This is a genomic window from Klebsiella michiganensis, assembly GCF_002925905.1.
Classification (GTDB): Bacteria; Pseudomonadota; Gammaproteobacteria; order Enterobacterales; family Enterobacteriaceae; genus Klebsiella; species Klebsiella michiganensis.
This window is the reverse complement of sequence record NZ_PRDB01000006.1, coordinates 272,528-297,257: the sequence shown is the minus strand read 5'-3', so window position 1 is coordinate 297,257 and position 24,730 is coordinate 272,528. Positions and strand designations below refer to the sequence as shown.

The following is a 24,730-nucleotide window of genomic DNA, read 5'->3' as shown; positions in this document are numbered from 1 at the left end:
GCCTCCAGGCCGCTTCCGGCCCCTGAGATTTCATTAGTACGTAACATAAACGCGACTTCGTTCGCATTACCATTTTATTCATATGGGTAATCTGAATGTGTGTGTCAGCGTACACACTTTTCACCATCAACAAGGAAGGTACATGTTTCCAGAATACAGAGAGCTGATTTCTCGATTGAAAACCACGCATCCGCGCTTTCAGTCGCTATTCGAAAAACATAATGCACTCGATCACGACATTTCCCGCATAGAAGGAGTCGATGGCAAAGGATACAGTCTCGAGCTTGTACAGATGAAGAAAGAAAAACTTATGTTGAAGGACGAAATGCTCAAAATCCTCCAGCATGAAAGCCTGATGTAAACGAGAAGGCCGCCGGATGGCGGCCTTCTTATAGCACCAGGCTACGAGCGAATAAACGCCAGCAGATCGGCGTTAATCACATCGGCGTGCGAGGTATGCATACCGTGCGGAAAGCCGGGATAAATTTTTAGCTGGCTGTTCGGCAGCAGCTTATCCTGCAGTATCGCGGCGTTTTGATAAGGCACAACCTGATCATCATCGCCCTGCATCACCAGCACCGGCAGCGTAATGGCTTTTAAATCTTCGGTCTGGTCGGTTTCCGAAAACGCCTTAATCCCCTCATAGTGCGCTTTTGCGCTACCGGTCATGCCCTGCCGCCACCAGTTCTGAATCGTGCCCTGGGACACCTCCGCGCCTTCACGGTTAAAGCCGTAGAACGGCCCGGACGCCACGTCGAGATAAAACTGCGAGCGGTTGGCGGCCAGCGCTTTGCGAAAACCATCAAACACCTCGATTGGCGTACCGCCCGGATTACTCTCCGTTTTTACCATCAATGGCGGAACCGCGCTGATCAGCACCGCTTTGGCCACGCGCCCCTGCGGCTGACCATACTGCGCAACGTAGCGCGCAACCTGCCCACCGCCGGTAGAATGCCCGATATGCACGGCATTATGCAGATCCAGATGCTCCGCCACCGCTGAGGCATCGGCGGCATAATGATCCATATCGTGACCGTCACTCACCTGATCTGAACGACCATGACCGCGTCGGTCAATCGCAATAACCCGGAACCCTTCTGCCAGGAAAAACAGCATCTGGTTATCCCAATCATCGGCACTTAAAGGCCAGCCATGATGGAATACGATCGGCTGCGCCTCCTTCGGGCCCCAGTCTTTAAAGAAGATATTGACGCCGTCTTTGGTTGTCACAAATGCCATGTTACAAACTCCTCTCGTGAGAAAACAAGGCTGCGGGCCTGACGCCTGCAGTGGGTCGGGTCTTAAGGCGGGATGCTATGTCTGGACGATAGCGTCTCGTTAGGTGTGAAAATGACCTGGCTGGAAAAGTGTAGATGATTTTTGCCGATACTGAGCGTTCGCTTTGTATCCGATAAATGGGCTGTAAACAGCCCGGTTAAGCATGCAGGAAGGAAAATTTAACGCAGGACGAACTTAATAACGCCGGATGGTTACCGTTTCGGCTCCCGCCTGGTCGAGCGCGGCGAGGCCCTCCTCTATCCGCCCGAGGCTTATCAGCCCGGGGGAGTGGCGAAAATCCTCGCGAAAAATGGCCAGATTGCCCCACGGCGCGTAATAGGCGATGTCGCCGCGCCGTGGGGTCATTGAGGCGCCAGAATCCGCGCGGCGCAGTTTCGTCGGCAGCCAGGCGATTTTTTCCGTGGAACCATAATCCTCGAGCTTCACCGTCATCGGCAGCTGCGCCAGGAACTCATTAGCCGCTGCGCTCTCATCCAGCGAGCCGACAACAGTGGCGCCATTGAACTCAAACTGAATCTTCACCGCGTTTTCCCGCCCGGCGGCAAATGCCGCCCCCGTCGTAGCAATAAAAATCAATAACGTGGCGCTAAGAGAGTTGAACATCCGCTCACCCTGCCAGGCCACGAGCGCGCAGGACTTCACTCACCACCGCTACCGCCGAAAAGGCATTTGGCCAGCCGGCATAGAAAGCAGCATGCGCAACGATCTCCCCCGCCTCTTGTGCGGTGAGGCCGTTATCCATCGCCCGGTTAAGGTGGTAGCCAATTTGCGCGCTTTGCCCGGCGGCAATCAACGCGCTGACCGTGACCAGGCTGCGGTCGCGCGGCTTCAGCCCCGGTCGCTGCCACAGGTCAAGAAACAGCGGTTGAGTCGTAAACTTCACCAGTCCAGGGGAAATCGCGCCGAAGTTCTGTTCTACGGTTGTTGAACGCTGGTTCTCCACCGCCTGATTAAGAGGGAGCAGCTCCGGGGAGGCAGCAGCCAGCTGCTCGCGGCCAATGCCGCGCGCGACAAAAATATCTTTCGTCACCGCAACGGCGGCCATCGCGTTGGGCCAGCCGGAATAAAAAGCCAGATGCGTGATGATCTCTGAGATTTCAGCCGCCGTGACGTCGTTATCCAGAGCAACTTCAACGTTATGTTTTAGCTCCGCCGGCTGATTACGGGCGATAAGAATCGCCACGGTCACGATGCTGCGGTCGCGACGCGAGAGTTCTGTTCTCTGCCAGAGATCCCCTATCAGCACCTCGCTGCCGAAACGGGCAAGCGCCGGCGCGACGGATTGAATATCCTCAGCGGACAATACGGATGGACTACGTGGGGCCATTTTTTCACCTCTTTTTTCTTCTGCCAGGGCTGGCGCGCCCAGCATTAACGACATTGCAGCTACGGCAATAAAAGCTTTCATTGTGAACACCTTCCCGGCACGTTAATTCTTCAGCCTTTCCACCAGTTGACGCTGGTATTCAGGCAGTTGATCGCGGCTGGCGCGCTGAAAAACCAGCGGAGGCAGCCAGGTCATTCCCGCATGCAGCGCGCTGGCCTTCATTGGCGTAAAGATGTCGGCCAGGCTGACGCCCGTTCGCCCGGTCTCGCCGTATGTCGCGTCACCGCCTGCGGCCGTCGTGACAATCAGCATCTCTTTGCCCTGCCATACTCCCGGCCCTACGCTGCCCCAGGTATCGTTCAGCCAGGCCTTCATCATCGGAGTGATGTTGAACCAGTGGGTCGGGAAGATAAAAACGATGCGCGAGTGTTCCCGCATGAGCCGTCGCTCTTCATCGGCATTGATATTTCGGGTGTCAAAACCGTAAAGCGCCTCGAGATTGCGTACGGTCACGCCGGGTACGCTTTGCGCTGCGGCCTCAAGACCTTTGGTCATGACCGATTGCTCGGGATACGGATGAGAGACGATAACCAGCGTGTTAGCCTCTGCCGCGCGGCTGGTAGAGGTAAAGCTAAACAGAAATGCGGTGACGGCCAAAAGCCAGAACAGACCGGGAATACAGCGGTGCGAATAGTTCATCAAGCTCTCCTTCTCTTTTGCCACAGGGTAAGGCGCGGAATAAGAAGGAGCCAGCCCTCGCTATCGAATGGGGCTGTGAGTTATTTTCATCAATCGGGCTACAGACCGAGCGGCTTCATTTCCCGCACAAGGGAGATTAACAGGCGCAGCCCGGTGGGAACCTGATGACGGCTGGAGTAATAGATATAGAATCCCGGTCCGTATGACGCCCAGTCGGTCAGCACCAGACGCAGGCGCCCTGCGCTGACGTGCTCTGCTATCAGCGGTTCCGGCAGGTACATCAGGCCAAACCCCTGCAGAATGGCCACCACGCCCGTCTCGGCCAGATCGACCGTTAACAGCGGCGGTACTTTGACGATGAGCTGCTCTTCGCCACGTTCAAACTCCCATCTATAAATGCGGTTGTTTCCCAGACGATTGCTGACGCAGCGGTGCTGTTGAAGATCGTGAGGATGCCGGGGCTCGCCAAAGCGGGCAAGATATTCCGGGGATGCGGCGACCACCCAGCGCACATCGGCGGACAGCCGCTGCGCCACCATATCTTCAGGCACGGTTCCGCCATAGCGGATCCCTGCGTCAAACCGCGCTTCCGTTACATCAACAATGCGGTTGCTGGCTACGATATCCAGCTCAATATCGGGGTAACGTTCAGCAAAAGCAGGCAGGACCGGGGCCAGCAGCAGCGTGGCCGCCTCAACGGCGACGTTGAGCCGAATATGTCCCGCAGGCGAGTCGCGAAACTGGTTGAGCTGTTCAATCGCGCCATCTATGGCGGCCACCGGCTCGCTCACCGCGCTGGCCAGACTCTCGCCTGCCGCCGTCAGGGTTACGCTTTTGGTCGTACGGTTCAGCAGACGCACGCCCAGCCGCGCCTCAAATCCCTTGATCGCGTGGCTCAGCGTCGATGCGCTCACCCCAAGTTCAACGGCAGCTTTACTAAAACTCTGATGGCGGGAGATGGCGAAAAAATAGACAAGATCGGCCATGTCGGCACGGGTTACATTCATAAGGTCTCGCTAACTAGATAGAAATTAAGCTGAAAAACAACGTTACCTTGATGTGATGGCGTATCGTGACGTTGATGCGACCAGGAAAATCAAAGACCTGGATGCACGAGCCATCTTCCGGGCGGTATGTTTATACTACAGGCGTCAGCCTTGATAAACTGACCTTCCGACCGGAGATAAACCCATTTTATCCGCCAGAGGCGCATTTATGTTACCTGATTGCGATAAAGCCATCGTCCTGCTGCATGAAATCTACGGCATCAACGCGCATATTCAGCGATCCGCCGCGACCTGGCGCAGCCGCGGCTTCGATGCGTACACGCCAGCGCTTTTCCCTCACTCTGCGCCGTTCGCCTATGAGCAGCAGGAGCAGGCCTGGCACCACTTTTCCGATAACGTCGGATTTGATACCGCCGCCATCGTGTCGCTGCTGGCCGAACTAAGAGCGAAATACGGCACGCTAATCCTTATCGGCTACAGCGTAGGCGCCACCTTAGCCTGGCTGGCCGCCAGAAGCGGACTCTGCGACGGTGCGGTTTGCCACTACGGTTCACGGATCCGCCAGTACTGCGATGCGGCGCCTCCGTGCCCAACGCAGGTGATTCTCGCCCGCCATGAACCGGCGTTCGATCCCCGCGCCCTGCAAAACGAGCTGGAGAAATATCCCTCCGTGGCCTGCCGGATGTTCAATGCGCAGCACGGCTTTTGCGATGCCGACAGTCCGGCGTGGGATGCGCGCCTTGCGCAGCAGGCGGACGAAGACACGCTGCGGTTTTTAACGCTTATTCAGCAAAGACAGGAGGCCTGATGCATCAGATATTTCAATGGATTAACGAACCCGCGACATGGTCAGAAGAGGACGGCGAACTGCGCGTAGTGACCGATGCGCAAACCGACTTCTGGCGCGAAACCTGGTACGGGTTTGAGCGTTTTTCCGGGCATATCTACGCCACGGAAGCCGCGGGGGACTTCACCTTTCAGGTAAGGGTGCGAGCAGATTTCAGTACGCTGTATGACCAGGCAGGGATCATGTTAATGCAGGACGCCAGGCGCTGGATTAAGGCCGGTATCGAGTACAACGACGGCGCGCCCGCTATCGGTAGCGTACTGACGCAGGGAACATCAGACTGGGCAACCGGTATTTTCCCGGGCGACCCCGGTGAGTTCTGGCTGCGTCTGACCCGCCGCGGAGAAGCGCTGCGCCTGCAGTATTCAACGGATGGCCAACTGTGGCCGCTGCTGCGGCTGTGCCCTTTTCCGGGCGGCGCGGCGAAGGTCGGCATCATGTGCTGCACGCCGCAGCGCAGCGGCCTGCGGGTTACTTTCGACCAGATATCACTGCTGCCGCCGAATGATAAAGATTTGCACGATCTGAGCTGAGCAGCCGGCTCGCGCGCGGGCAAAATCGCTGAAGAATCGCGACGGAGGTATGATTTCTGGCTCCTCGGGCTGCCCGTGCTCGCGCCTTGCTGCTAGATTGGCAGCAGCAACCTTCAGGCGAAAAATGAGGAGGAGTCATGTTTTCCTACATCATGCTCGGCACTAACGATCTGCCGCGCGCGATTCGTTTTTACGACCCGTTGATGGAGATGCTGGGGCAGCCCCGGAGCGGCCGCAGCGAGCAAGGCGCATCGTGGGGGACATTCAGCGGAAACCGCACCATCGGGCTGTGCGTTGGCAAACCGTTCAACCAGCAGCAGGCAACAGCGGGCAACGGCGCTATGGTGGCCCTGAACGCACGTTCGGTAGAGCATATTCAGCAACTGCATCAGCTGGCGCTACGCCTGGGAGGAAGTGATGAAGGCGCCCCAGGACATCGCCCGCAGTACGGTGAAGGTTTCCACAGCGCCTACGTCAGAGATCCGGACGGCAATAAGCTGGCGTTTGTTTATTACGCAAACGCAGACTAAGCCCCACGCCGGAAAGTTAAGGCAGGGTTAGCGCATGGCGAAACCCTGCGCATCTCTCAATATCGCGACGGATGCTCTCAGCCAGATGATTCGATTTCGGCAAATGGCCATGCAAATCGCGGCCTTGTCTGCATCAGCCTTCCGTAAACATTCCCGACCTGAACGTCTCCCTCATGGCTTCGATCTCTTGCTGGCGGGCCGCCTTTAAGGCAGACAGCATATTGCAGGTAAAATCCACAAAGCCAACGCCGTTGGCGGTCACCAGGTTACCGTCGCGTACCGAAGGCTCGTTTCTGTACCGCGCGGCGCCGCTGTAGGCTGACCCCGCCCGGCTCTGCAGGTAGGCCAGCCCGTTCGAGGTGTGGTCGACATCATTGAGAAAGCCATGCGCACCAAGGAATGCCGAAGCGTCGCATATCGCGCCTACCACGATCTGCCGGGCCTGCGCTTGTTCTACCAGAGGCACAACCCGCCGGGCCTCCTCTCCCCACCAGTTCATTCCGCCCACCAGCACCAGCGCGGCGTAATCATCGGGTATCGTCTCGAAGGTATAATCCGGCAGGCAGCGCACCCCGCCAATTGACCTCACCGGCCCCTCATCGGCAGCCACGGTTCTGACTTCGTATCGCGGTTCCCATACGCCAAACCCGCGGCGCAGCCCCGGTGCCAGCAGCGCGAACTCCCAGTCGGCGTACTCCTGGATGAGGACAAACAGCACTTCTTTACGCGTATCCATAGACATCGCACTCTCCTTTTATTAACAGAATTTGCCGTCGCAGCATCCGGGGTACCGATGGACACTATCGCCGTACTGCCGCCAAAAACTGTATAAACTCACAGTATAAAAGGCAAGGCTATTTTGCCCCTTGCGGCAACCCGAATCGATTTTTGCGAGTCAGCTCCCCGGATAGAAAACTATCCGGGGCAATGGCTATCGTCTCCCGCGCGCTGAGCCCGCGTTTAATGAAATAGGCCTGCGCGCTAGGAGAACCTCCCTCGTGATGTACAGCGTATATCCCTCCGGCCGCAGCCTGGGTGCCCGCAGTTCTTTCAGCGTAATACCGACGATATCTCCCGATTGAAGACGTTGACGGATCGCGCTACCGCTAAGCCGCAGCGCTCGTCTCAGGACCGACAGCAGGCTGGTCTGAAAGGCGCGCGTGACCCTGACATCCACCCTCACCTGAGAAGCGCGAACAAGGTTGATGCGCCAGCGTTCCTGAACCACAAAGTCAGGCGTACCCGATAGCGCCGCGCGATTACGCCGCAGAACGACCGGATCGTGAGAGTAAGCTTCGACGGCAGATTTATCGTTAGCGATAAATCGCGCGTAGAGCTGCGGGTTGATTTTGCTGACGGGCAAACGCGAGAACAGGCTGATGTTCCAGGTATACGCGCAGCGCACGCACTTATAGATACTCCAGACATCGAGCACTTTTTTTTGCGAGTTGACCCGGAAGGCGCCGGATGGGGTGAAATCCTGCTGCCCATGACAGGCGGGGCAGCGCTTGCTAATCAGCTGATAGCCGACTGGCCTGACGTTCCATGTAATTTTCATGGTGAACCTTTTTTTAACCCATACAAAAGCGGATCCGTCGAAAACGGACCGTGATTTTTGCGATGTGAAAAATATTTAGAGAATACTTTTCAGTGGATTAAAAAAAGATTTCCAACGCGACGACCCTGTCTGACCGTGAATGAATGCGTTCAAGAGTAGCAAAGCGGCAAGCGGGCTAAATATGCATTAAATCAATAAATACATAGAAATCATTCACAAACGACGTTGTTTACCTTCTGTTCACAAAACGAGAAGCGGCTCACTGATCAAACAAACCTAAACGTTTATGTTTAGCCTCATAAACGTTTAGGTTAAGGAAATAGCCGTCTGTATCGCGGGTAATTTCATAAATACAGAGAGCGAAATATGCGTAAAGCAACGATGCGGGATGTGAGTGAAGCGACGGGATTTTCTATGTTTACCGTTTCACGCGCGCTAAACGGTGGCGATGGCGTTGCTGACGACAGCCGGGAGCTGATTTTAAAAGTGGCGCGAGAACTCGGCTACGTACCTAACCGCGCGGCCCAGGCGCTACGCCGCTCAAGCAGAGACTCGGTGGCGGTGATTACCGCCCATGCCTCGAACTCTTACTACCTCAACCTGATGTCCGGTATTCAGCAGATGCTGCAGCCGTCGCAGTGGACCGTAGTGCTTGGCGATATCGCGGTCAACGGTACCTACGACCGCGCGCAGGAAGATCGCATGATTAACCGCCTGATCGAGTCGCGAATGGCCGGGATCATTTCGACGGTGACGCTTCAGCCGGAAAGCCTGAGCCTGCTGGCGAAATGGGATATTCCGGTCGTCTTCGTTGACTCACCTCCCCGCGGCGAGCACAACTTTCCCAGCGTCACGACCGACAATTATCAGGCCAGCCTGCTGGTGGGGAACCATCTGGCGCAGCACGGCTATAAAAGCTGGCTGCTCCTTATCTACCCGGACCGCTGGACCACGCGTTTTGAACGCGAGCGCGGTATTCGCGAGGCCGCGGAGCGCTGCGGCGCAACGCTTGAAGTTGTCGAAACGGAGAACGACGCGCAGTCGGCTGCGGACACCCTGAGCCGATACCTGGACCGCCAGACATCGCTGCCGGACGCGCTCATTGCCGGTAACAACCCTATTCTGCTGGGTTCACTTAAACAGCTTCAGCAGCGCCAGATAGCCATCCCCGACGATATGGCGCTTATCGCCTACGATGAATTCGACTGGGCGCCGCTATTAAATCCGCCGCTAACGGTGCTTAATGAAAACAGCGAAGAGATTGGCAGGCAGTCGGCTGAAATGCTTATCCAGTTAATTAATCCGGAAGGAAAAGGAGAAATTAATACCCAGCGTAAAGTTCCCGCCGAACTGGTTATTCGCCAGTCCTGCGGCTGTAGAAAATAAATAACCATTAAAAAGAGGCAATTGAGATTGCTGACAACGTATCGCCCGGACGGCATTGCCCGGCGGCGCTTCCCCTGCACGGGCCGACAGAAATGGTGCTTGCGGTTTTCGTCGGCCGGGTAAGGCGCCACCCGACAAAAAAGCGGGCTACGGCGTGCTATACGCGCTCATCATTTTAGCGATGTAAATAACGGCTGAATTTCAGTCGCTACCGAAAAACAACATCAGGGGATTATTTCTGAGGCTTCCCCACACCTGGCCGTACCTTATACCACACGATAATGAAAGGAGCAGAATATGACCAAACTTCGCAAAGCATGGCTGGCTGTCGCGGTTAGCGCGGTAATCACCACCATGACAGGGTTTATTCCCGCAGCCAGCGCCGCGCCGCAGGATGGCAAAAAAATCTCCCGCATCGGCTTAATGGTGCAGGACATGTCCAACCCCTTCTTCTCGGCAATGGAAAGGAACGCTAAGCAGGCCGCGGCGCAAATCGGCGCAACCCTTAACGTACAGGATGCACAGGTCGATCTGGCAAACCAGAACACGCAGATTGACGCGTTTATTCAGCAGAAAGTGGATCTCATCATTATTTCCGCCGTCGATGAATCCGGGATCGAGCCGGCCATTCAGCGGGCAAAAGCCGCCGGAATTATCGTTATCGCAGTCGATACGCCCGCGAAAGGCGCAGACGCGGCGATCATGACCAACGCCATCCAGGCCGGGGAAACCTCCTGCGAATACCTGTTCAGCCAGATGGGCGGCAAAGGCAAAGTGCTGCTGGTGGATGGCACGCCGATTCAGACCATTATCGACCGCATCAAAGGCTGTAAAAACGTCGCGCAAAAATACCCGGATATCAAAATCGTCGGCCAGCAGGCATCGCGCAACGACCGCGCTTCCGGCCTGATGGTGACCACCGACATGCTCACAGCCAATCCGGACGTCGCCGGTATTTTCGGCATGAACGATCCTTCCGCGCTCGGTGCGGTACTGGCCGTTGAACAGGCGGGCAAAGCGGGCGCGATCAAAGTTACCGGCGTCGACGGTAGCCCGGAAGCGGTTGAAGAACTTAAGCGCAGCGGCTCGCCGTTTATCGGTACCGCAACGCAAAATCCGGGCGAAATGGTGCGCCAGGCCATCACGCTTGCTCAGGATATGGTCGACGGCAAACCGATCGCCTCTCATACCGTCCTGATCCCCAGCGTACTGGTCACCCGCGATAACGTCGACAGCTATCCGGGCTGGTAATCACTTCGTCACTTTAAGAGGCAAAAACGGGATGACGCTCAGGTTCATCCCGGAGGGCAAAGACAATGGCCGATACAACATCACCTCCCTTGCTCAGGCTGGAAGGGATTTCAAAACGCTACGGCGCGACCCTGGCGCTGAACAACGTACGCTTTGATTTATTCGCCGGAGAGGTCCATGCCCTGATGGGGGAAAACGGCGCGGGCAAATCCACGCTGATGAAGATCCTCTCCGGTAACGAGCAGCGCGATAGCGGCGTTATTTTTATCGACGGGCAGGAGATTGATATTCGCACGCCCAGGGATGCCCGCAAATATGGCATCGCCATTATCCACCAGGAGCTGAATACGGTTCCCGATATGACGGTGGCGGAAAACCTGTTTCTCGGCCAGGAACCGACCGCTTTCGCCGGTATTCTCGATCGCAAACGGATGCACCGGGAGGCCCGGGAGAAGCTGGACCGGATTAACGCGGACATCGACCCGCAGGCGCCGCTCGGCTCGTTGAGTATCGGGCGTCAGCAAATGGTCGAGATCGCCCGCGCCGTCAGCGAAAACGCCAAAGTGCTGGTGCTTGATGAGCCGACCGCCGCCCTGTCGCGGGCGGAGACTCTCCAGCTATACCGGCTGATCGAGCAGATGCGTCAGGATGGCGTCGGGATGGTCTATATCTCGCACCGCATGGAAGAGGTATGGCAGCTGGCAAACCGGGTCACGGTCTTCAGGGACGGCACGTGGATCGGCACGGAAATCCTCGGCAACGTCTCAACCACCGATATCGTCCGCATGATGGTCGGCCGGCAAATCGTCGATCTCTATCAGCACGAGCCGCGTGCGCCCGGCAAGGTACTGCTGGAAGTCAGGGACCTGGCAGGCAGTGCGACCGGTCCGGTCTCCTTTGAGGTCAACGCGGGCGAAGTGGTCAGCATGTCCGGTCTGGTGGGCTCCGGGCGAACTGAAGTCGCTCGCCTGCTCTTCGGCGCCGACCCGCGCACCCGGGGAAGCGTGCGCATTGACGGCCGGACGAGCAATCCGGCAGACCCCACCGCCGCTATCGCCGACGGTATCGGGATGGTGACCGAAGACCGCAAAACTCAGGGATTGTTTCTCGGGCATTCGGTTGAGCACAACATTGATATCAGCTCGCTGGATAACTTTGTCGCCGGCGGCGTGGTGAAACGCAAGACGATTCGCGCCGCCGTCCTTGAGCAGATGCGCAGGCTGCGGCTGCGGGAAAATGCGGTTGAACTGCCCGTCAGCGCCCTGTCCGGCGGAAACCAGCAGAAAGCGGCGCTGGCGCGCTGGCTGCTGCGCGATTCGAGGCTGCTTATTCTCGATGAACCGACCCGCGGCGTGGATATCGGCGCCAAAAGGGAAATCTACGAACTGATCGACAAGCTCGCCCGCGCCGGGAAAGCCATTCTGGTGATCTCCTCCGATTTACCGGAGGCCATCGGCATTAGCGACCGCGTGCTGGTCATGCGCGGCGGGCGAATCGTTCATCAGTTACCCTCGTTTTCAGCCACGGAAGAAGAAGTGATGCTGCACGCAACAGGAACCTTTACCAGTCAATCCGGAGAATGCCATGGACAACAATAAACCTGTGACGGAACTGCCGGTCAAAGCGCCGTTTGATTTTGCGAAATGGTGGGATCGGGTGGGGATCTTAATCGTTCTGCTGGTGCTGCTGATCCTGATGTCCACCTTCGCGCCAAACTTTAACCGCGTCGATAATCTGCTGAATATCGCCCGCTCGATTTCCGTCAACGCTATTCTGGCGGCGGGCATGACCTTCGTCATTTTAACCAGCGGCATTGATTTATCCGTCGGGTCAATCGTCGCCGTATCCGGCGTAGTGTCAGTGGTCGCGGCGATGGCCGGGCTACCTGCGCCGCTGGCGATTCTGGCCGGCGTTGGCGTGGGCGCGCTGTGCGGTCTGCTTAACGGCGTGCTCACCGCCTATCTCGCTCTCGCGCCCTTTATCGTCACTCTCGGCACCATGACCTTCCTGCGCGGTATGGCCTACACCATAACCGAAGGGCAGCCTATTGTGTCGAGCAGCCTGAGCTTCCGCGAACTGGGAAATGGCTATCTTGCCGGTATCCCCGTGCCGGTCATTATTATGCTGATTGTTTATCTGCTGGCGTGGTTCATTCTTGAGCGCACGCGGTTCGGCCGTCATATCTATGCCGTCGGCGGCAACGCCCAGGCCGCGCGCCTGGCCGGCGTACGGGTCAAACGCGTGCTGGCGGCGGTCTACATGATTGCCGGCGTCTGCGCGGGTCTGGCGGGAATTATCTTCGCCGCCAGGGTGATTTCCGCCCAGCCCACGGCGGGTACGGGATATGAGCTGGACGCCATTGCGGCGGTAGTGCTGGGAGGCACCAGCCTCGCCGGTGGACACGGGCGGATTATCGGCACCCTGATTGGGTCGATTATTCTTGGCGTACTCAGCACCGGCCTGATTCTGCTGAGCGTGCCCTTTTTCACCCAGCTATTGATTAAAGGCATCGTCATCATTCTTGCCGTGGCGATTGACGGGCTGAAGCAGCATCCGGAGCTGTTTACCTTCTGGCGGAAAAAAGAGATCGCCCGTACCCGCTAGCTTTCCCTGACGCTTTGTTTATCCGCCGCGCTGGCGGCGGGTCTTCGCACGCTTAAATTTTAATGGAGTATACCCTCATGACATATCACATTACGCTGACGGACCCGATGAACGGTACCCGGGATCGCGAACCGATTACGTTTATTCTCCCGGAGAAGCTGCAGGAGCCGCTGTGGTGGGCGATTACCGACGAGGATGCGCGGATCCTGTGCCAGCGCCTTGAGCAGGAGTCGTCGGCAAGCCGTACCGCTTTTATCGCGACGGTCAGCTTCAGCGGGACCCTCAAGATGCGGCTTGACCGCCCGCTCACGGCGGCTGAAGTCGGTGAAATCGCCGGTATCCACCGGCTGCCTGGCCGGGAAAAGGACTGTTTTGTCCGTCTCAATACCGGCTGTTTCGATCTGGAAATGTGTCGGGGAACCGCCCAGGGCGTCGGTGCATCCAAGTGGGGGCTGCGCCATTTTCGCGCGCTGCAGGACAACGTCGAGCTGCTTCCTTCCGGAAATAACGCCATTGGCGGGTTTTACGGTCCGTTTTTTACCCCGGAAAATGGGCTGATAAACCCGCCGGAACATACCCTCGTTGATATTGAGATCCTCGAGGAAGGCCCGGTCTATCATCACTACCGCATGCGCGGCGCGATCCCCGACGGATTATTACCGGAGCTGCGGGGTAAACATTTCTCCATCGACTGGAAATTTAGCTGGAACACGCCCTGGTTTCAGCGGCGCTACTGCGTAGATGATTTTTCAACGGTGATTAACGGTCGTTCGGTGACCAACAAGATCACCGTCGGCGACGAATTTGAGAGCGGCCCGGGAAAACTGCTGTTCGATCGCTTCGCGGCGTACGGCGGCACCCGCTATCGCGCGGGCGACCCTTATGCCGAAGAGCTAGTCGCCATGGTGGCCAATACCGTCACCACCTCGGAAAACCAGAGCCCGAAATTTACCGAATTCCGCGAACAGCTCGCCGAAATGGCCTCCGCCCACTGGGATCTCTACTGGCGGATGTTCTGCCGCTGGGAGAACGTGCTCGATGAGGCGGAGATTCGCGAACGGCTGAGCCAGGTTCGCGCCCGGGCGCATCGCAGAGCCGATCTCACCGAGCGGGAATGGCTGCTGACCGATTCGCCCGTTGACGTTTCCGCCGTCGCGGATGAAACCATCTTTCCCGGGCCGGCCAGTAAAACCGTCGAGTATGATTCAGCGAGCGGCCGGGCGATGATCTGGTGGACCTCCCGCCCCTCCGGCGCGTTTCAGATAGTCCAGCGCCGCCAGTCAGGATGGGTTAACTGGGGCAGCAACGGCGAAAACGAGTGTCCGGAGCTCCCCGTCGGCGTCGATATCAAGACCGCCTGCGGACGTTTTGCCGAAAACTGGATGCAGGTAGCCGATCGGCTGGAAACCACGCCGGTGGTCGCGGTGAGCCGGGGAGAAAAGCCATGATCCTCTGCTGCGGAGAAGCCCTCATCGACATGCTGCCCTGTCGGAGCCGCGAGAATGCCCCCGCCTTTACTCCCTGCGTTGGCGGGGCGGCGTTCAATACCGCCGTCGCCCTGGGTCGCCAGGGGATGACGGTCGCGCTGTTTTCCGGTTTATCGGACGATTTTATGGGTGACATGCTGCGCCACACGCTTGACGCCTCCGGCGTGGATTATTCGCCCTCAACCCGCGCGCCGCTGCCCACCACCCTCGCCTTCGTCAGGCTGGTAGGCGGTCAGGCCCGCTATACCTTTTACGATGAGAATAGCGCCGGTCGAATGCTGACTGAAAACGACCTGCCGACGCTCGGGGATGACGTCTCCACCGTTCTGTTCGGCTGCATCAGCCTGATCGCCGAACCGTGCGGCAGCGTTTATGAAGCGCTGATGATAAGGGAAGCGCCGCGTCGGGTGATGTTCCTCGACCCTAATATTCGTGAAATTTTCATTCCGGACCGGCAGAAACACCTGGCGCGCATGAGGCGCATGATTGCGCTGGCGGATATCGTCAAGCTTTCCGATGAGGACCTCGCGTGGTTTGCCGAACCCGGCGAAGAGCATGAGGTGATAGGCCGCTGGCTGGCGCTGGGGCCGAAGCTTATCGTGGTCACCCGCGGCGCTGACGGCGCTGATGCCTGGACCGCTGATTTTCATCTGCATGTGCCCGCTATTCGCGTAGCGGTGGCCGATACCGTCGGCGCGGGCGATACGGTGAATGCCGGTATTCTCGCCAGCCTCTCGCAGGCCGGGCTCCTGGAGAAGGAGAAACTAGTGACACTGTCACGCGAGCAGGTTCGCCAGGCGGTGGAACTGGGGATGCGCGCCGCCGCGGTGACGGTTTCCAGGCCGGGCGCTAACCCGCCCTGGGATCATGAACTCTGAAGACAGCGGACGCTCTGTCAGCAACCGACAGCCAGATGAGGGTCTGAAACAGCGTTTATTGACGGACCCTTATCCTGATTTATGTTGTATATGATTTGAGTCCCAATTATTGAATGAAAGCTAAACCAGCTTCATTTATTCATGGGTTATTGCCGACTAATCCATTAATATCAGCTAATTAGATCGTCATTCAGTTTCTGTCGATCGCGTTAACAGACATCAGGGACAGGACGTCAATAATGAAAAACAATCCATGGTTCGTGCGTTTGCGTAATACCTCTATTCCGCAGCATAAGCTGCGGCCGGCGAAATGGCTGGCGCTGATTGCCCTGCTGCTGCTGCTGGCGCAGTTGACGATAGAGTTTTTACTCTTAGCATAAGCACAATAAAATCGGCTGTTGGTGTTCAAATTCGCAAGCGCCGATAAGATTAAACTCAAGTTTAATTCGTGATAAGCATCTCAGTTTATCAACAACGGCTAGACAGAAAGAACGCAGGCATGCTAGTAATTAATTCAAGCAAGGGAACGGATTTAAATTAAACAGCATTTAAACCCTACCCGTCAGGCTGAAAAATTAATTGATAATGGTTTGGATTGCTGAACGATTATCAAAAGGGTAAGTGAATCGAAGGCCCTCAGAGACGAAAGTCTCTGAGGGCCTTTTTTGTTTTTTTCTATCTCAGGAGTCAAAAAATGTCTAAAGAACGTCGTCTCTCTCGCATTTTCGCAAAAGATGGTAAATCCGTCACGCTGGCGCTGGATGGCTACTATTTTTCAAGCAAAACAAATGGTATTGATAATACGATAAATCAGCTCCCGACCCTTGTTGAAAGCGGCCTGGACTGCGCGCTGGTCACTTATGGCATGTTGAAAAATTTCCGCGAAGTTTTCAATTGCGTTCCCGTTGTATTACGCGTCGATAGCACAGTGAATATTTTTGATAATACCGTTCCCGATACGACTCCCGTCTTTTCCATTGAGGATGCGCTGAAAGTGGCTGCGGAAGGCGTGGTGTGCATGACCTTCCCCGGCGCGTTCAATGAAGAGAAAACGCACATCATGGCGATGCAGCTGGCGCAGGCCGCCGATCGCTGGAACGTGCCGCTGATCGTGGAATCCCTGCCGTACGGCTATCCCGTGACCAGCGACGACTCCAACAACCCGGCCGTTATCGCCGCCTCGGCCCGCATCGCCGTAGAGCTGGGGGCTGACGTGATCAAAACCCGCTTTACCGGTACCGAAGATGATCGGCTTATCGTCGAAGCGGCCGGCGTGCCGGTACTCGCGCTGGGCGGCCCGAAAACCGGCATCGACGGTTATTTTAAATTTGTGCAGCACTGTATGCAGGTGGGTGCAAAAGGCGTGGCGGTGGGCCGCAATATTACTCAGGACCCACAGCCGGCAAAAGTAGTAGCAGGTCTGAACGCCATCATCCATGAAAATGCCACAGCGGAAGATGCCTACAGCCTCTACATGGCTAAATAACATCGGATATTAATATGTTCTTAAATAACACCATCATTCCTTCCGTCAGAAAATATAAACATTTTGAACAGGCATTGGCCTGCGCATCAGAATACGTACTGCTGTCCGAAGCAAATATCGGCAACCTGCAATCGCTGATTGGCAAATGCCATCAGCGCGGCAAAAAAGTGCTTATTCACCTGGAGCTACTGGGCGGTTTTAAACCCGACCAGGCGGGGATCAGTCTGCTCAAAAATTACTACAAGGTTGATGGTGTTATTTCGTCCAATCTCTCGGCCCTACGCTATGCCAAAAAAGAGGGGTTGCTAACTATCTTCCGGGTATTGCTCATCGACTCGCGTTCGCTGGATCACTCCATCGATATTGTTAAGCATAACCCGCCAGATGCTATTGAAATCTTACCTGCTGAATATGCCTGCCAGTGTCTGGAATTGATTAGCCGGAATTTAAAAGGCTTTGACGTGATATTCATCGCCGGAGGCTTTGTAAAGCGGAAATACCTTGTAGATAAAATTTTCCATGCCGGATTTAAAGGCATTACCACCAGCGAACCCGGTTTATGGTAACGCATAAGGAGTCCACGCCAATGAAACAACACTACGTCATGGGCATTGATAACGGCGGCACCGTCACAAAAGCGGCGATTTACGATCGCGCCGGCAACGTGGTGGCCAGCGCGTCGAAGTCTACGCAAATGCTGACCCCGAAGGAATTTCACACCGAGCGAGATATCAACGAACTCTGGGCGGCCAACGTTGAAGTCATTAAAACGGCCCTCGCGCAGTCGGGGATCGACGCCAGCCAGATCAAAGGCGTGGCGGTCACCGGCCACGGCAACGGGCTGTATATGGTGGATGAAGCGGGCGCCCCGGTGCGCAACGGGATCATTTCCACCGATAGCCGGGCTAAGGGCTGGGTTGAAAAGTGGTACCGCGACCCGACGTTTGTCAGCGACATTTTGCCCAAAACCATGCAGTCCATCTGGGCAGGCCAGCCCGTCGCCCTCCTCGCCTGGCTGAAAGAGAACGAGCCTGAAGCGCTGAACAACGCGCGCTACATATTCATGGTCAAAGATCTGATTCGTTTTTATCTGACCGGCGAAGCCTTTCTCGAACTTACCGATATCTCAGGGACTAACCTGATCAACGTTCGCGACCGTGACTATGATGCCTCGCTGCTGGCCTGGTGGGGGCTCGGCGATCTGCGCGACAAGCTTCCGCCCATTAAACGCTCCACCGATTGCTGCGGCTACATTACCGACGACGTCGCGCAGCTAACCGGTTTGTGTGCCGGCACGCCGGTCTCGGGCGGCGTGTTTGATATCTCGGCGTCATCCGTCGCTTCCGGCATCAATACGCTGGATAAGCTGGCGATTATTACCGGCACCTGGAGCATCAATGAATACGTGACCGACCATCCGGTTATCGACCGGGATCTCTTTATGACCTCGATTTATCCGATTGAGGGCAAATGGTTAATTACCGAGGCCAGCCCCACATCCGCCAGTAATCTTGAGTGGTTTATCAATAACTTTATGGAAGGCGATCGCACCGCCGCGGCGGCGCAGGGATCGTCAGTCTACGATCTGTGCAATGATCTGGTCTCCACGACAACGCCCGCCGAGAGCCACCTGCTGTTCTTCCCGTTTGTCTTCGGCTCCAACACCATCCCGGACGCCTCCGCGGGGTTTATCGGCCTGAATAGCTTCCATAAAAAAGCGCATTTTCTGCGCGCTATCTACGAGGGGGTCGCCTTCAGCCACCTTTATCACACCGAACGTCTGCGCAACATCAACCCTGATCTAAGCCGCACCATTCGGATTGCGGGCGGCGTCACTAACTCTGCGGTCTGGCTGCAGATATTCGCCGATATTTTCCAGTCCACTCTGGAGATTGTCGACGTGAAAGAGCACGGCACGCTGGGCACCGCGATGACCGCCGCGGTGATGGTTGGCTGGTTTGATGACGTCTTTGCCGCCTCAAATGAGATGGTTCACGTTTCGCGAACGGTCACGCCGAACCCGGACAACAACAAGGTCTATCAGGATAAGTATCAGCTCTACAAAAATCTGCTATCGGAAATGCAGTCTCCGTGGAAAAGCTGCAGTAACTACATCACGCATTAAGCGAGGAAAGTATGGATCTGAATTTACACCACCGCACGGCTATCGTCACCGGCGGCGCAACGGGACTGGGCAAAGAGTTTGTCCTTTCCCTCGCCAGAGAAGGGGTCAACATCTGCTTCACCTATATGCGTGATGAGGAGCGCCCGGAGCAGCTGATCGATACGGTAAAAAATAGCGCCAGCGTCGAGATTATTGCGGTGAAAACCGATCTTTCCGATGAGCAAAGCCGGGAGAATCTGTTCGCGACCTGCATTGAGCGGCTGGGGAACGCCGATATTCTGGTCAACAATGCCGGGATCTGGCTAAGCGGCTACGTCACTGAAATCACCCAGCAGGAGTGGGACAGCGTGATGAACGTCAACCTGAAGGCGGTTTTCCACCTGAGCCAGCTGTTTGTCAACCACTGCCTGGCGAAAGATCGGGCCGGCAGCATTCTGAATATCACTTCTCAGGCGGCCTTCCACGGTTCGACCACCGGTCATGCGCATTACGCGGCCAGTAAAGCGGGCCTGGTGGCATTTTCTATCTCGCTGGCGCGCGAGGTGGCGAAACAGAAAATCAATGTCAACAACATCGCCGTCGGCATTATGGATACCGCGATGATCCGTAAAAACATTGAGCAGAATCCTGACTATTACGTCAGCCGTATTCCGGTGGGCCGGGTAGCCCAGCCGCACGAAATTGCCGACATCGGCGTCTTCATGGTCTCTCCGAAAACCAGCTATATGACGGGAGCGACTCTGGATGTCACCGGCGGTATGTTGATGCGTTAATTTATGGAGAATCATTATGAAATGTCTGGCAATTGCCGATCTGTTTATCAATGCAGCGATGATGGACGCGGGTCTGAAAGCGCTGAAAGATAAAGGTATTACAGTGGAAGTGCGCGAATGGTCGCACGAATCGATTGAAAAACTGCAGGAGGATAATTTACTGGTTGAACAGCAAGGCTCCGAAGCGGTGGCGCTGCCTGCCGCCCTGCTTCAGGGCGCTGAGGAGGTTGAGATCCTGATCGTCCAGTTCGCCCCGGTTAACGCGGCGGTATTCGACAAGCTGCCAAAGCTTAAATACGTTGGCGTGCTGCGCGGCGGCATTGAAAACGTTAATCAGGCGGAGGCCAAAGCGCGCGGAGTTGAGGTAATGAACACGCCGGGACGTAATGCCCGCAGCGTGGCGGAGTTTACCGTCGGCATGATTCTGGCGGAAATGCGCAACATCGCCCGCTCGCACGATGCGCTGCGCGATAAGTTCTGGCGCAAAGAGAGTCCTAACCACCGGGCCATTCCTGAACTGGGCGGCAAAGTGGTGGGTCTGGTCGGGCTGGGGCATATCGCTCAGCTGGTGGCCGGCTTCCTGCGCGGTTTCGGCAGCGAGATTATCTTTTACGATAAGTACGTCCCCGGCCATGACAGCTATGAAAAGGTGGATTCTCTCGATGAGCTGGTTCGCCGTGCGGATGTGATTTCGCTGCATGCCCGCATGACCCCGGAAACGGAAAACCTGATTAACGTGCATCATTTTGAATTAATGAAGGAGAGCGCCATTATCGTCAATACCGCACGCTCCGGCTTAATTAATGAAGGCGATCTGATCGCCGCGCTGCAGGACGGTAAAATCATGGGCGCCGCCCTCGACACTTTTGATGATGAGCCGCTGCCGGAGGATAGCGCGTTTTATTCGCTGAATAACGTCACGATAACGCCGCATATTGCCGGCAGTACTATTGATGCCTTCAGCAATTCGCCGAAGATTTTTTCTGAGATCTTGCTGAAGCAACTCGGTTAAATATTAAAAGAGCCGCGTAAGGTTTTTGCTACGGCCCATTGGGCACGGGTTCGCTCGCGCCCAATTCGGCCGCCTTTTAAGGAAATATTATGGATATTATCAACAGCATTATTAGTCTGGGGGCATCAGTGATGATGCCAGTAATATTCTTTATTATCGCCCTGTGCTTCGGCGTTAAAATTGGCACCGCATTTAAAGCCGGGATGCTGGTCGGTATCGGTTTTGAAGGGGTGGGTCTGGTGATCGGCCTGCTGTTGACCAACCTCGGCCCGGCGTCGCAGGCCATGGTTGAACGCATCGGTCTGCACCTGACGGTGGTCGATACCGGCTGGCCGACCGCCTCCACTATCGGCTGGGGCTCGCCGCTGATGCTGCCGGTGGTCGTGGGATTTATTGTTATCAATATCGCCATGCTGCTGCTTAAATTAACCAAAACGGTAAATATCGATATATTCAACTACTGGATTTTCCTGATTATGGGGTCGGTCGTGTATGCCGGCACCGGTAACTACTGGCTCTCCGTTGGCATTACCTTCGGCATATTTATCTTAACCCTGCTGGCGCGGATTTAACCGCACCGTATTTGCAAAAAAACTATAATCTTAAAGGGATATCATTCCCCCATCTTACCTGTATAACCTACGTGCCGTTTGGTATTGCCTGTAACTATATTATTGATAAGATCCCGCTGATCAATAAAATTAATTTCGACCCGGAAAGTATTAATAAAAAATTCGGCGTCTTCGGTGAACCGCTGACCCTGGGCTTCGTGCTGGGGCTGCTGCTGGCCTTCCTTGCCGGATACGATGTTGCAGCCGCGGTGTCGCTGGCGATTAAAGTTTCCGCCGCCATGCTGCTGCTGCCGAAAATGATCGAAATTTTAGTGCAGGGTCTGCTTATCGTGCGCGATGCCGCGGAAGCGAAGCTGAAAGCGAAATTTCCCAACCGCGACTTCTATATCGGCATGGATACCGCGCTGCTTATTGGCGAACCCTCGGTGCTGGCGACCGGGCTGCTGCTGATCCCTATGGCGGTGGTGCTGGCGATTATTTTGCCGGGCAACCGCGTGCTGCCGTTTGTCGATCTGGCCTCGCTGATGTTCCTGCTGGCGATGGTGACGCCGTTCTGCAAACGCAATATGTTCCGCATGTTTATCACCGGCACGCTGGTGGTCACCTGTATTTTATACGTCGGGACGGATATTTCGCGGGAATACACCCAGGCGGCGGTCAACTCTAACATTCCGGTGCCGGAAGGGATGGCGGAAATCACTAATATCGTGGGCGGAGCCACCACCCCGGTGGGCTGGCTGGCGGTGAAATTCGGCGAGTTTTTCAGTACCGCGCCGTAAACTCCCTCTTTTCTCACTCAGCCCGGCGCGGGAAACGGCGTCGGGCTTTTTCGTCTCGCCCTGCGTTCAAGTATAAAAAATGCCTGCCAGGAGGGTAAGCTGGCAGGCATGGTTCAATAAAAGGCGTTGTCTTAGAACTGGTAGGTTATGCCCACGGCAACGATGTTATCGGTGCTGATGCTGGCATCTTTGGTGAACCTGGTGTCATCCAGCAGGTTGATTTTGTAGTCCACATAGGTAGACATGTTTTTATTGAAGTAGTAAGTCGCGCCGACATCTACGTATTCAACCAGATCCTGGTCGCCGTAGCGGCCCAGATCTTTGCCTTTTGATTTCAGGTAGGCGATGGACGGACGCAGGCCGAAATCGAACTGATACTGAGCAACCACTTCAAAGTTCTGCGCGGTATTGGCGATATAGCCTTTACCAAACTTCGTCATGTTGCGGGTTTCCGCATAGGTGGTTGCCAGGTAGATGTTATTAGCATCGTACTTCAGACCGGCCGCCCACACTTCCGCTTTTTCGCCACGGGCGTAGAAGTCAGGATTCACGCGCCCTTCCCTGACCTGCGCATCGGTGCGATCGGATGCCGCGTAGGCCGCGCCTACGCCAAATCCTTCGTACTCATAGGTCGAGGCCAGACCCCAGCCGTCGCCATGCTGTTTCGCCAGATCGCGACCGTTGCCCTCTTCTTTGCCCTGGTACTGTACGGCGACGTTCAGGCCGTCAACCAGGCCGAAGAAACCGCTGTTACGGTAGGTGGCAACGCCGGTGGTACGCGCGGTGGCGAAGACATCGGTCTGGGTCCAGGTATCGCCGCCGAACTCCGGCAGCATATCGGTCCAGGCGCCGATATCATAGGCGACGCCGTAGTTACGGCCGTAGTCCAGAGAGCCAAATTCGCCAAACTTGAGGCCGGCAAACGCGAGACGCGTTTTGTCGCCGGAGTTGTCGCCTTCAACGTTATTGGCGCTGAAGTTATATTCCCACTGGCCGTAGCCGATCAGCTGGTCGTTGATCTGGGTTTCACCCTTGAAGCCCAGACGGGCATAGGTCTGATCGCCATCCTCGGACTTATCGCTGGAGAAATAATGCAGGCCGGTCACTTTCCCGTAGAGGTCGAGTTTGTTTCCGTCCTTGTTATACACTTCAGCTGCCTGCACGGTTCCTGCAGCAAGAAGTGTAGAGACGGCCACTGTTAGTAATTTTAATTTCATATTATTTCGTCCCTAACTATTAATAAAATATCAAATCTCAGATGCCTTCTGAGCGAGGCTATTATGCGATAATTCGCAAAGAGACTTGAAATTAAAAGTTCCAATTTTTTATACCAAATACCATAACTGTGACGACAACAGCGGTTGTTAATTGATGTACATCAATCATTCACTGCTTACGTTGGCAAACATTCTGAATCACGCCTTACGCAACCCAGAGATGCAGAAGGTTTGACTAAAATAGATAAATTATCATAAGGAAATTCTAATGATTAGATAAATTAAAGATTGCAATTTGTTAAAAACAATAAAAATCAATAAGTTAGAATTTAAACAACCAACCATTAATGCTTATTCATAAAGGCATCGCCCCCCCTGCTCGGCTATTAATGAGTATATTCCGATCCTTCCCCGCAGATAAATTATAGCGCCGAAATGACCACATTTCTTTATTGAAGATTCTTTACAAAAACCGTAAAAATTATAGCATAGTGGTTTAAGGTGTGTTTAACACTTCCGTGAAAGGGATATCGTTAGCTCTATTTCAGGGGGTAAGTTTAAGTATGAATAAATACTATGAATAAATAGAGCCAGGAGCTTGTCACCAGTTTGATAAGCCGCTGACGCGCCGGGAACGGCTTATCCGTATCGGGGGTAAAGGAAGCTGGCGCGGGCTGCTCCCCGCGCAATGCCTGGATTACAGGGTAAAACCGCCATCACCCACTTGCGCCCGGGCGTACCACTTCATTAGCTCGGCGGTTCCCGGCGCGTTTTCAGCTGGCGCCCACGGGGCCGCGTCTTGCTCAGAAACCGGCTGGTAACCACCGTATTTAACCTCAAAAATTACGCCGCCTTTATCCATCGACAGCACGGCATGCCAGGTACCCGCCGCCATCTCCAGCACCTTACACTCTTCGCCTAACACCACGCGCTCGGTCACGTTGCCAGCATCATCAAAGGTCAACACCACAAAACGTCCGCTAAGGGATGTCAGCAGTTCAAAAGTGTGCGGGTGGCGGTGAGGCCGAACATAGGTACCCGGCTCCACAGCGACGGCCAGGCGTTGCACCGGATCGCTTAAGTCAGGGTGGAAATTACGATGGGCACGCAGGCGAGGCGAAGCTGCAGCCTGTTCGCTTTGTTGCCGAAGGTCACTCAACGTCATTTGTTTCATATAAGCCTTTATTGTAGTTGGGCAGCTTACGACAATCAGGTTGTCGTAAGGCTTAATGCTATTTTCAACAGACGATTAGCTTCGCCGCTCGCGGAACACATCGCTGTGCGGATTATAGACGCTGATGCCGCGGTCCCAAAGCGCCAGAAATGACGAGAACAGATCGTGGTGGGGTTCCTTTGTCCC

25 protein-coding genes and 1 pseudogene are annotated in these 24,730 nt (G+C 55.5%); 17 read left to right on the top strand and 9 right to left on the bottom strand.

The window, feature by feature from the left end:
• The first annotated feature begins 142 nt into the window (after positions 1-142).
• Entirely contained in the window at positions 143-361 is a 219-nt protein-coding gene (locus CDA56_RS15745) for an HP1242/YdcH family protein (RefSeq protein WP_004102179.1), read from the top strand.
• Between the two features lie 41 nt (positions 362-402).
• Here CDA56_RS15745 and CDA56_RS15740 read toward each other — a convergent pair whose 3' ends face one another.
• The 5 genes from CDA56_RS15740 to CDA56_RS15720 form a co-directional block, all read right to left on the bottom strand.
• A complete protein-coding gene (locus tag CDA56_RS15740; protein WP_014838530.1) occupies positions 403-1,239 on the bottom strand; it encodes an alpha/beta fold hydrolase in 837 nt (278 codons plus the stop codon).
• A gap of 234 nt (positions 1,240-1,473) precedes the next feature.
• On the bottom strand, positions 1,474-1,902 hold the full coding sequence (locus CDA56_RS15735) for a cyclophilin-like fold protein (protein ID WP_047723791.1): 429 nt from the start codon (positions 1,900-1,902) through the stop codon (positions 1,474-1,476).
• 4 nt (positions 1,903-1,906) lie between these two features.
• Positions 1,907-2,707 (bottom strand): carboxymuconolactone decarboxylase family protein, encoded by an 801-nt coding sequence (locus tag CDA56_RS15730; RefSeq protein ID WP_046877977.1) that lies wholly within the window; start codon positions 2,705-2,707, stop codon positions 1,907-1,909.
• Positions 2,708-2,728: 21 nt separating this feature from the next.
• Positions 2,729-3,325, bottom strand: a complete 597-nt coding sequence (locus CDA56_RS15725; protein WP_025106283.1) for an NAD(P)H-dependent oxidoreductase — start codon at positions 3,323-3,325, stop codon at positions 2,729-2,731.
• A 98-nt stretch (positions 3,326-3,423) separates the two neighbouring features.
• Positions 3,424-4,332, bottom strand: a complete 909-nt coding sequence (locus CDA56_RS15720; protein WP_049082568.1) for a LysR family transcriptional regulator — start codon at positions 4,330-4,332, stop codon at positions 3,424-3,426.
• A 208-nt stretch (positions 4,333-4,540) separates the two neighbouring features.
• Between CDA56_RS15720 and CDA56_RS15715 the strand changes: the two genes are divergently transcribed.
• From CDA56_RS15715 to CDA56_RS15705, 3 genes are all read left to right on the top strand, one after another.
• Positions 4,541-5,140 carry a dienelactone hydrolase family protein gene (locus tag CDA56_RS15715; protein WP_049070544.1) on the top strand — a complete coding sequence of 200 codons (600 nt, stop codon included), beginning with the start codon at positions 4,541-4,543 and terminating at the stop codon, positions 5,138-5,140.
• A complete protein-coding gene (locus CDA56_RS15710) occupies positions 5,140-5,712 on the top strand; it encodes a DUF1349 domain-containing protein (RefSeq protein WP_004851043.1) in 573 nt (190 codons plus the stop codon). Before CDA56_RS15715 ends, CDA56_RS15710 begins: the two co-directional genes overlap by 1 nt.
• A 137-nt stretch (positions 5,713-5,849) precedes the next feature.
• Positions 5,850-6,242, top strand: a complete 393-nt coding sequence (locus CDA56_RS15705; RefSeq protein ID WP_014229433.1) for a VOC family protein — start codon at positions 5,850-5,852, stop codon at positions 6,240-6,242.
• A gap of 133 nt (positions 6,243-6,375) precedes the next feature.
• Here the strand turns inward: CDA56_RS15705 and CDA56_RS15700 are convergent, their stop codons facing one another.
• Together CDA56_RS15700 and CDA56_RS15695 are read right to left on the bottom strand one after the other, a co-directional pair.
• A complete protein-coding gene (locus CDA56_RS15700; protein WP_014838537.1) occupies positions 6,376-6,984 on the bottom strand; it encodes a DJ-1/PfpI family protein in 609 nt (202 codons plus the stop codon).
• 189 nt (positions 6,985-7,173) lie between these two features.
• Positions 7,174-7,800: a DUF1062 domain-containing protein gene (locus tag CDA56_RS15695; protein ID WP_102802910.1), complete on the bottom strand. Its 627-nt coding sequence runs from the start codon at positions 7,798-7,800 to the stop codon at positions 7,174-7,176.
• A gap of 366 nt (positions 7,801-8,166) precedes the next feature.
• Here CDA56_RS15695 and CDA56_RS15690 point away from each other — a divergent pair, with 366 nt between their 5' ends.
• From CDA56_RS15690 to CDA56_RS15635, 13 genes and pseudogenes are all read left to right on the top strand, one after another.
• Positions 8,167-9,186 carry a LacI family DNA-binding transcriptional regulator gene (locus CDA56_RS15690; RefSeq protein ID WP_004851052.1) on the top strand — a complete coding sequence of 340 codons (1,020 nt, stop codon included), beginning with the start codon at positions 8,167-8,169 and terminating at the stop codon, positions 9,184-9,186.
• A gap of 297 nt (positions 9,187-9,483) precedes the next feature.
• Positions 9,484-10,437: an ABC transporter substrate-binding protein gene (locus CDA56_RS15685; RefSeq protein WP_014229437.1), complete on the top strand. Its 954-nt coding sequence runs from the start codon at positions 9,484-9,486 to the stop codon at positions 10,435-10,437.
• A 65-nt stretch (positions 10,438-10,502) separates the two neighbouring features.
• Positions 10,503-12,035, top strand: a complete 1,533-nt coding sequence (locus CDA56_RS15680) for a sugar ABC transporter ATP-binding protein (protein ID WP_102802911.1) — start codon at positions 10,503-10,505, stop codon at positions 12,033-12,035.
• On the top strand, positions 12,022-13,041 hold the full coding sequence (locus CDA56_RS15675; RefSeq protein ID WP_103814373.1) for an ABC transporter permease subunit: 1,020 nt from the start codon (positions 12,022-12,024) through the stop codon (positions 13,039-13,041). Before CDA56_RS15680 ends, CDA56_RS15675 begins: the two co-directional genes overlap by 14 nt.
• A gap of 77 nt (positions 13,042-13,118) precedes the next feature.
• Positions 13,119-14,489 (top strand): hypothetical protein, encoded by a 1,371-nt coding sequence (locus CDA56_RS15670; protein ID WP_102802913.1) that lies wholly within the window; start codon positions 13,119-13,121, stop codon positions 14,487-14,489.
• Positions 14,486-15,406 carry a carbohydrate kinase family protein gene (locus CDA56_RS15665; RefSeq protein WP_064378182.1) on the top strand — a complete coding sequence of 307 codons (921 nt, stop codon included), beginning with the start codon at positions 14,486-14,488 and terminating at the stop codon, positions 15,404-15,406. The genes CDA56_RS15670 and CDA56_RS15665 overlap by 4 nt, the downstream gene beginning before the upstream one ends.
• A 239-nt stretch (positions 15,407-15,645) precedes the next feature.
• On the top strand, positions 15,646-15,786 hold the full coding sequence (locus tag CDA56_RS30940; RefSeq protein ID WP_004851064.1) for a hypothetical protein: 141 nt from the start codon (positions 15,646-15,648) through the stop codon (positions 15,784-15,786).
• A gap of 314 nt (positions 15,787-16,100) precedes the next feature.
• Positions 16,101-16,892: a class I fructose-bisphosphate aldolase gene (locus CDA56_RS15660; protein ID WP_049084092.1), complete on the top strand. Its 792-nt coding sequence runs from the start codon at positions 16,101-16,103 to the stop codon at positions 16,890-16,892.
• Between the two features lie 14 nt (positions 16,893-16,906).
• Positions 16,907-17,458 carry a glycerol-3-phosphate responsive antiterminator gene (locus CDA56_RS15655; RefSeq protein WP_004851068.1) on the top strand — a complete coding sequence of 184 codons (552 nt, stop codon included), beginning with the start codon at positions 16,907-16,909 and terminating at the stop codon, positions 17,456-17,458.
• Positions 17,459-17,478: 20 nt separating this feature from the next.
• Positions 17,479-19,017, top strand: a complete 1,539-nt coding sequence (locus CDA56_RS15650) for an FGGY-family carbohydrate kinase (protein ID WP_049079371.1) — start codon at positions 17,479-17,481, stop codon at positions 19,015-19,017.
• Between the two features lie 11 nt (positions 19,018-19,028).
• On the top strand, positions 19,029-19,790 hold the full coding sequence (locus CDA56_RS15645) for an SDR family NAD(P)-dependent oxidoreductase (RefSeq protein ID WP_014229444.1): 762 nt from the start codon (positions 19,029-19,031) through the stop codon (positions 19,788-19,790).
• 16 nt (positions 19,791-19,806) lie between these two features.
• Complete coding sequence (locus CDA56_RS15640) at positions 19,807-20,802, top strand: 2-hydroxyacid dehydrogenase (RefSeq protein WP_103814371.1); 996 nt, start codon at positions 19,807-19,809, stop codon at positions 20,800-20,802.
• Positions 20,803-20,891: 89 nt separating this feature from the next.
• Positions 20,892-22,153: pseudogene (locus CDA56_RS15635) on the top strand (PTS galactitol transporter subunit IIC).
• A 131-nt stretch (positions 22,154-22,284) separates the two neighbouring features.
• Here CDA56_RS15635 and ompC read toward each other — a convergent pair.
• Together ompC and CDA56_RS15625 are read right to left on the bottom strand one after the other, a co-directional pair.
• Entirely contained in the window at positions 22,285-23,370 is a 1,086-nt protein-coding gene (ompC, locus tag CDA56_RS15630; RefSeq protein WP_025106268.1) for a porin OmpC, read from the bottom strand.
• Between the two features lie 697 nt (positions 23,371-24,067).
• Positions 24,068-24,544 (bottom strand): WbuC family cupin fold metalloprotein, encoded by a 477-nt coding sequence (locus CDA56_RS15625; RefSeq protein ID WP_104011378.1) that lies wholly within the window; start codon positions 24,542-24,544, stop codon positions 24,068-24,070.
• Between the last annotated feature and the right edge of the window lie 186 nt (positions 24,545-24,730).

Coding starts and splice junctions, on each gene's coding strand:
- CDA56_RS15705 (WP_014229433.1), top strand. CDS start 5,850: ATGTTTTCCTACATCATGCTCGGCACTAACGATCTGCCGCGCGCGATT.
- CDA56_RS15740 (WP_014838530.1), bottom strand. CDS start 1,239: ATGGCATTTGTGACAACCAAAGACGGCGTCAATATCTTCTTTAAAGAC.
- CDA56_RS15695 (WP_102802910.1), bottom strand. CDS start 7,800: ATGAAAATTACATGGAACGTCAGGCCAGTCGGCTATCAGCTGATTAGC.
- CDA56_RS15660 (WP_049084092.1), top strand. CDS start 16,101: ATGTCTAAAGAACGTCGTCTCTCTCGCATTTTCGCAAAAGATGGTAAA.
- CDA56_RS15700 (WP_014838537.1), bottom strand. CDS start 6,984: ATGTCTATGGATACGCGTAAAGAAGTGCTGTTTGTCCTCATCCAGGAG.
- ompC (WP_025106268.1), bottom strand. CDS start 23,370: ATGAAATTAAAATTACTAACAGTGGCCGTCTCTACACTTCTTGCTGCA.
- CDA56_RS30940 (WP_004851064.1), top strand. CDS start 15,646: ATGAAAAACAATCCATGGTTCGTGCGTTTGCGTAATACCTCTATTCCG.
- CDA56_RS15645 (WP_014229444.1), top strand. CDS start 19,029: ATGGATCTGAATTTACACCACCGCACGGCTATCGTCACCGGCGGCGCA.
- CDA56_RS15710 (WP_004851043.1), top strand. CDS start 5,140: ATGCATCAGATATTTCAATGGATTAACGAACCCGCGACATGGTCAGAA.
- CDA56_RS15640 (WP_103814371.1), top strand. CDS start 19,807: ATGAAATGTCTGGCAATTGCCGATCTGTTTATCAATGCAGCGATGATG.
- CDA56_RS15675 (WP_103814373.1), top strand. CDS start 12,022: ATGGACAACAATAAACCTGTGACGGAACTGCCGGTCAAAGCGCCGTTT.
- CDA56_RS15680 (WP_102802911.1), top strand. CDS start 10,503: ATGGCCGATACAACATCACCTCCCTTGCTCAGGCTGGAAGGGATTTCA.
- CDA56_RS15745 (WP_004102179.1), top strand. CDS start 143: ATGTTTCCAGAATACAGAGAGCTGATTTCTCGATTGAAAACCACGCAT.
- CDA56_RS15685 (WP_014229437.1), top strand. CDS start 9,484: ATGACCAAACTTCGCAAAGCATGGCTGGCTGTCGCGGTTAGCGCGGTA.
- CDA56_RS15655 (WP_004851068.1), top strand. CDS start 16,907: ATGTTCTTAAATAACACCATCATTCCTTCCGTCAGAAAATATAAACAT.
- CDA56_RS15690 (WP_004851052.1), top strand. CDS start 8,167: ATGCGTAAAGCAACGATGCGGGATGTGAGTGAAGCGACGGGATTTTCT.
- CDA56_RS15670 (WP_102802913.1), top strand. CDS start 13,119: ATGACATATCACATTACGCTGACGGACCCGATGAACGGTACCCGGGAT.
- CDA56_RS15735 (WP_047723791.1), bottom strand. CDS start 1,902: ATGTTCAACTCTCTTAGCGCCACGTTATTGATTTTTATTGCTACGACG.
- CDA56_RS15625 (WP_104011378.1), bottom strand. CDS start 24,544: ATGAAACAAATGACGTTGAGTGACCTTCGGCAACAAAGCGAACAGGCT.
- CDA56_RS15720 (WP_049082568.1), bottom strand. CDS start 4,332: ATGAATGTAACCCGTGCCGACATGGCCGATCTTGTCTATTTTTTCGCC.
- CDA56_RS15725 (WP_025106283.1), bottom strand. CDS start 3,325: ATGAACTATTCGCACCGCTGTATTCCCGGTCTGTTCTGGCTTTTGGCC.
- CDA56_RS15665 (WP_064378182.1), top strand. CDS start 14,486: ATGATCCTCTGCTGCGGAGAAGCCCTCATCGACATGCTGCCCTGTCGG.
- CDA56_RS15730 (WP_046877977.1), bottom strand. CDS start 2,707: ATGAAAGCTTTTATTGCCGTAGCTGCAATGTCGTTAATGCTGGGCGCG.
- CDA56_RS15715 (WP_049070544.1), top strand. CDS start 4,541: ATGTTACCTGATTGCGATAAAGCCATCGTCCTGCTGCATGAAATCTAC.
- CDA56_RS15650 (WP_049079371.1), top strand. CDS start 17,479: ATGAAACAACACTACGTCATGGGCATTGATAACGGCGGCACCGTCACA.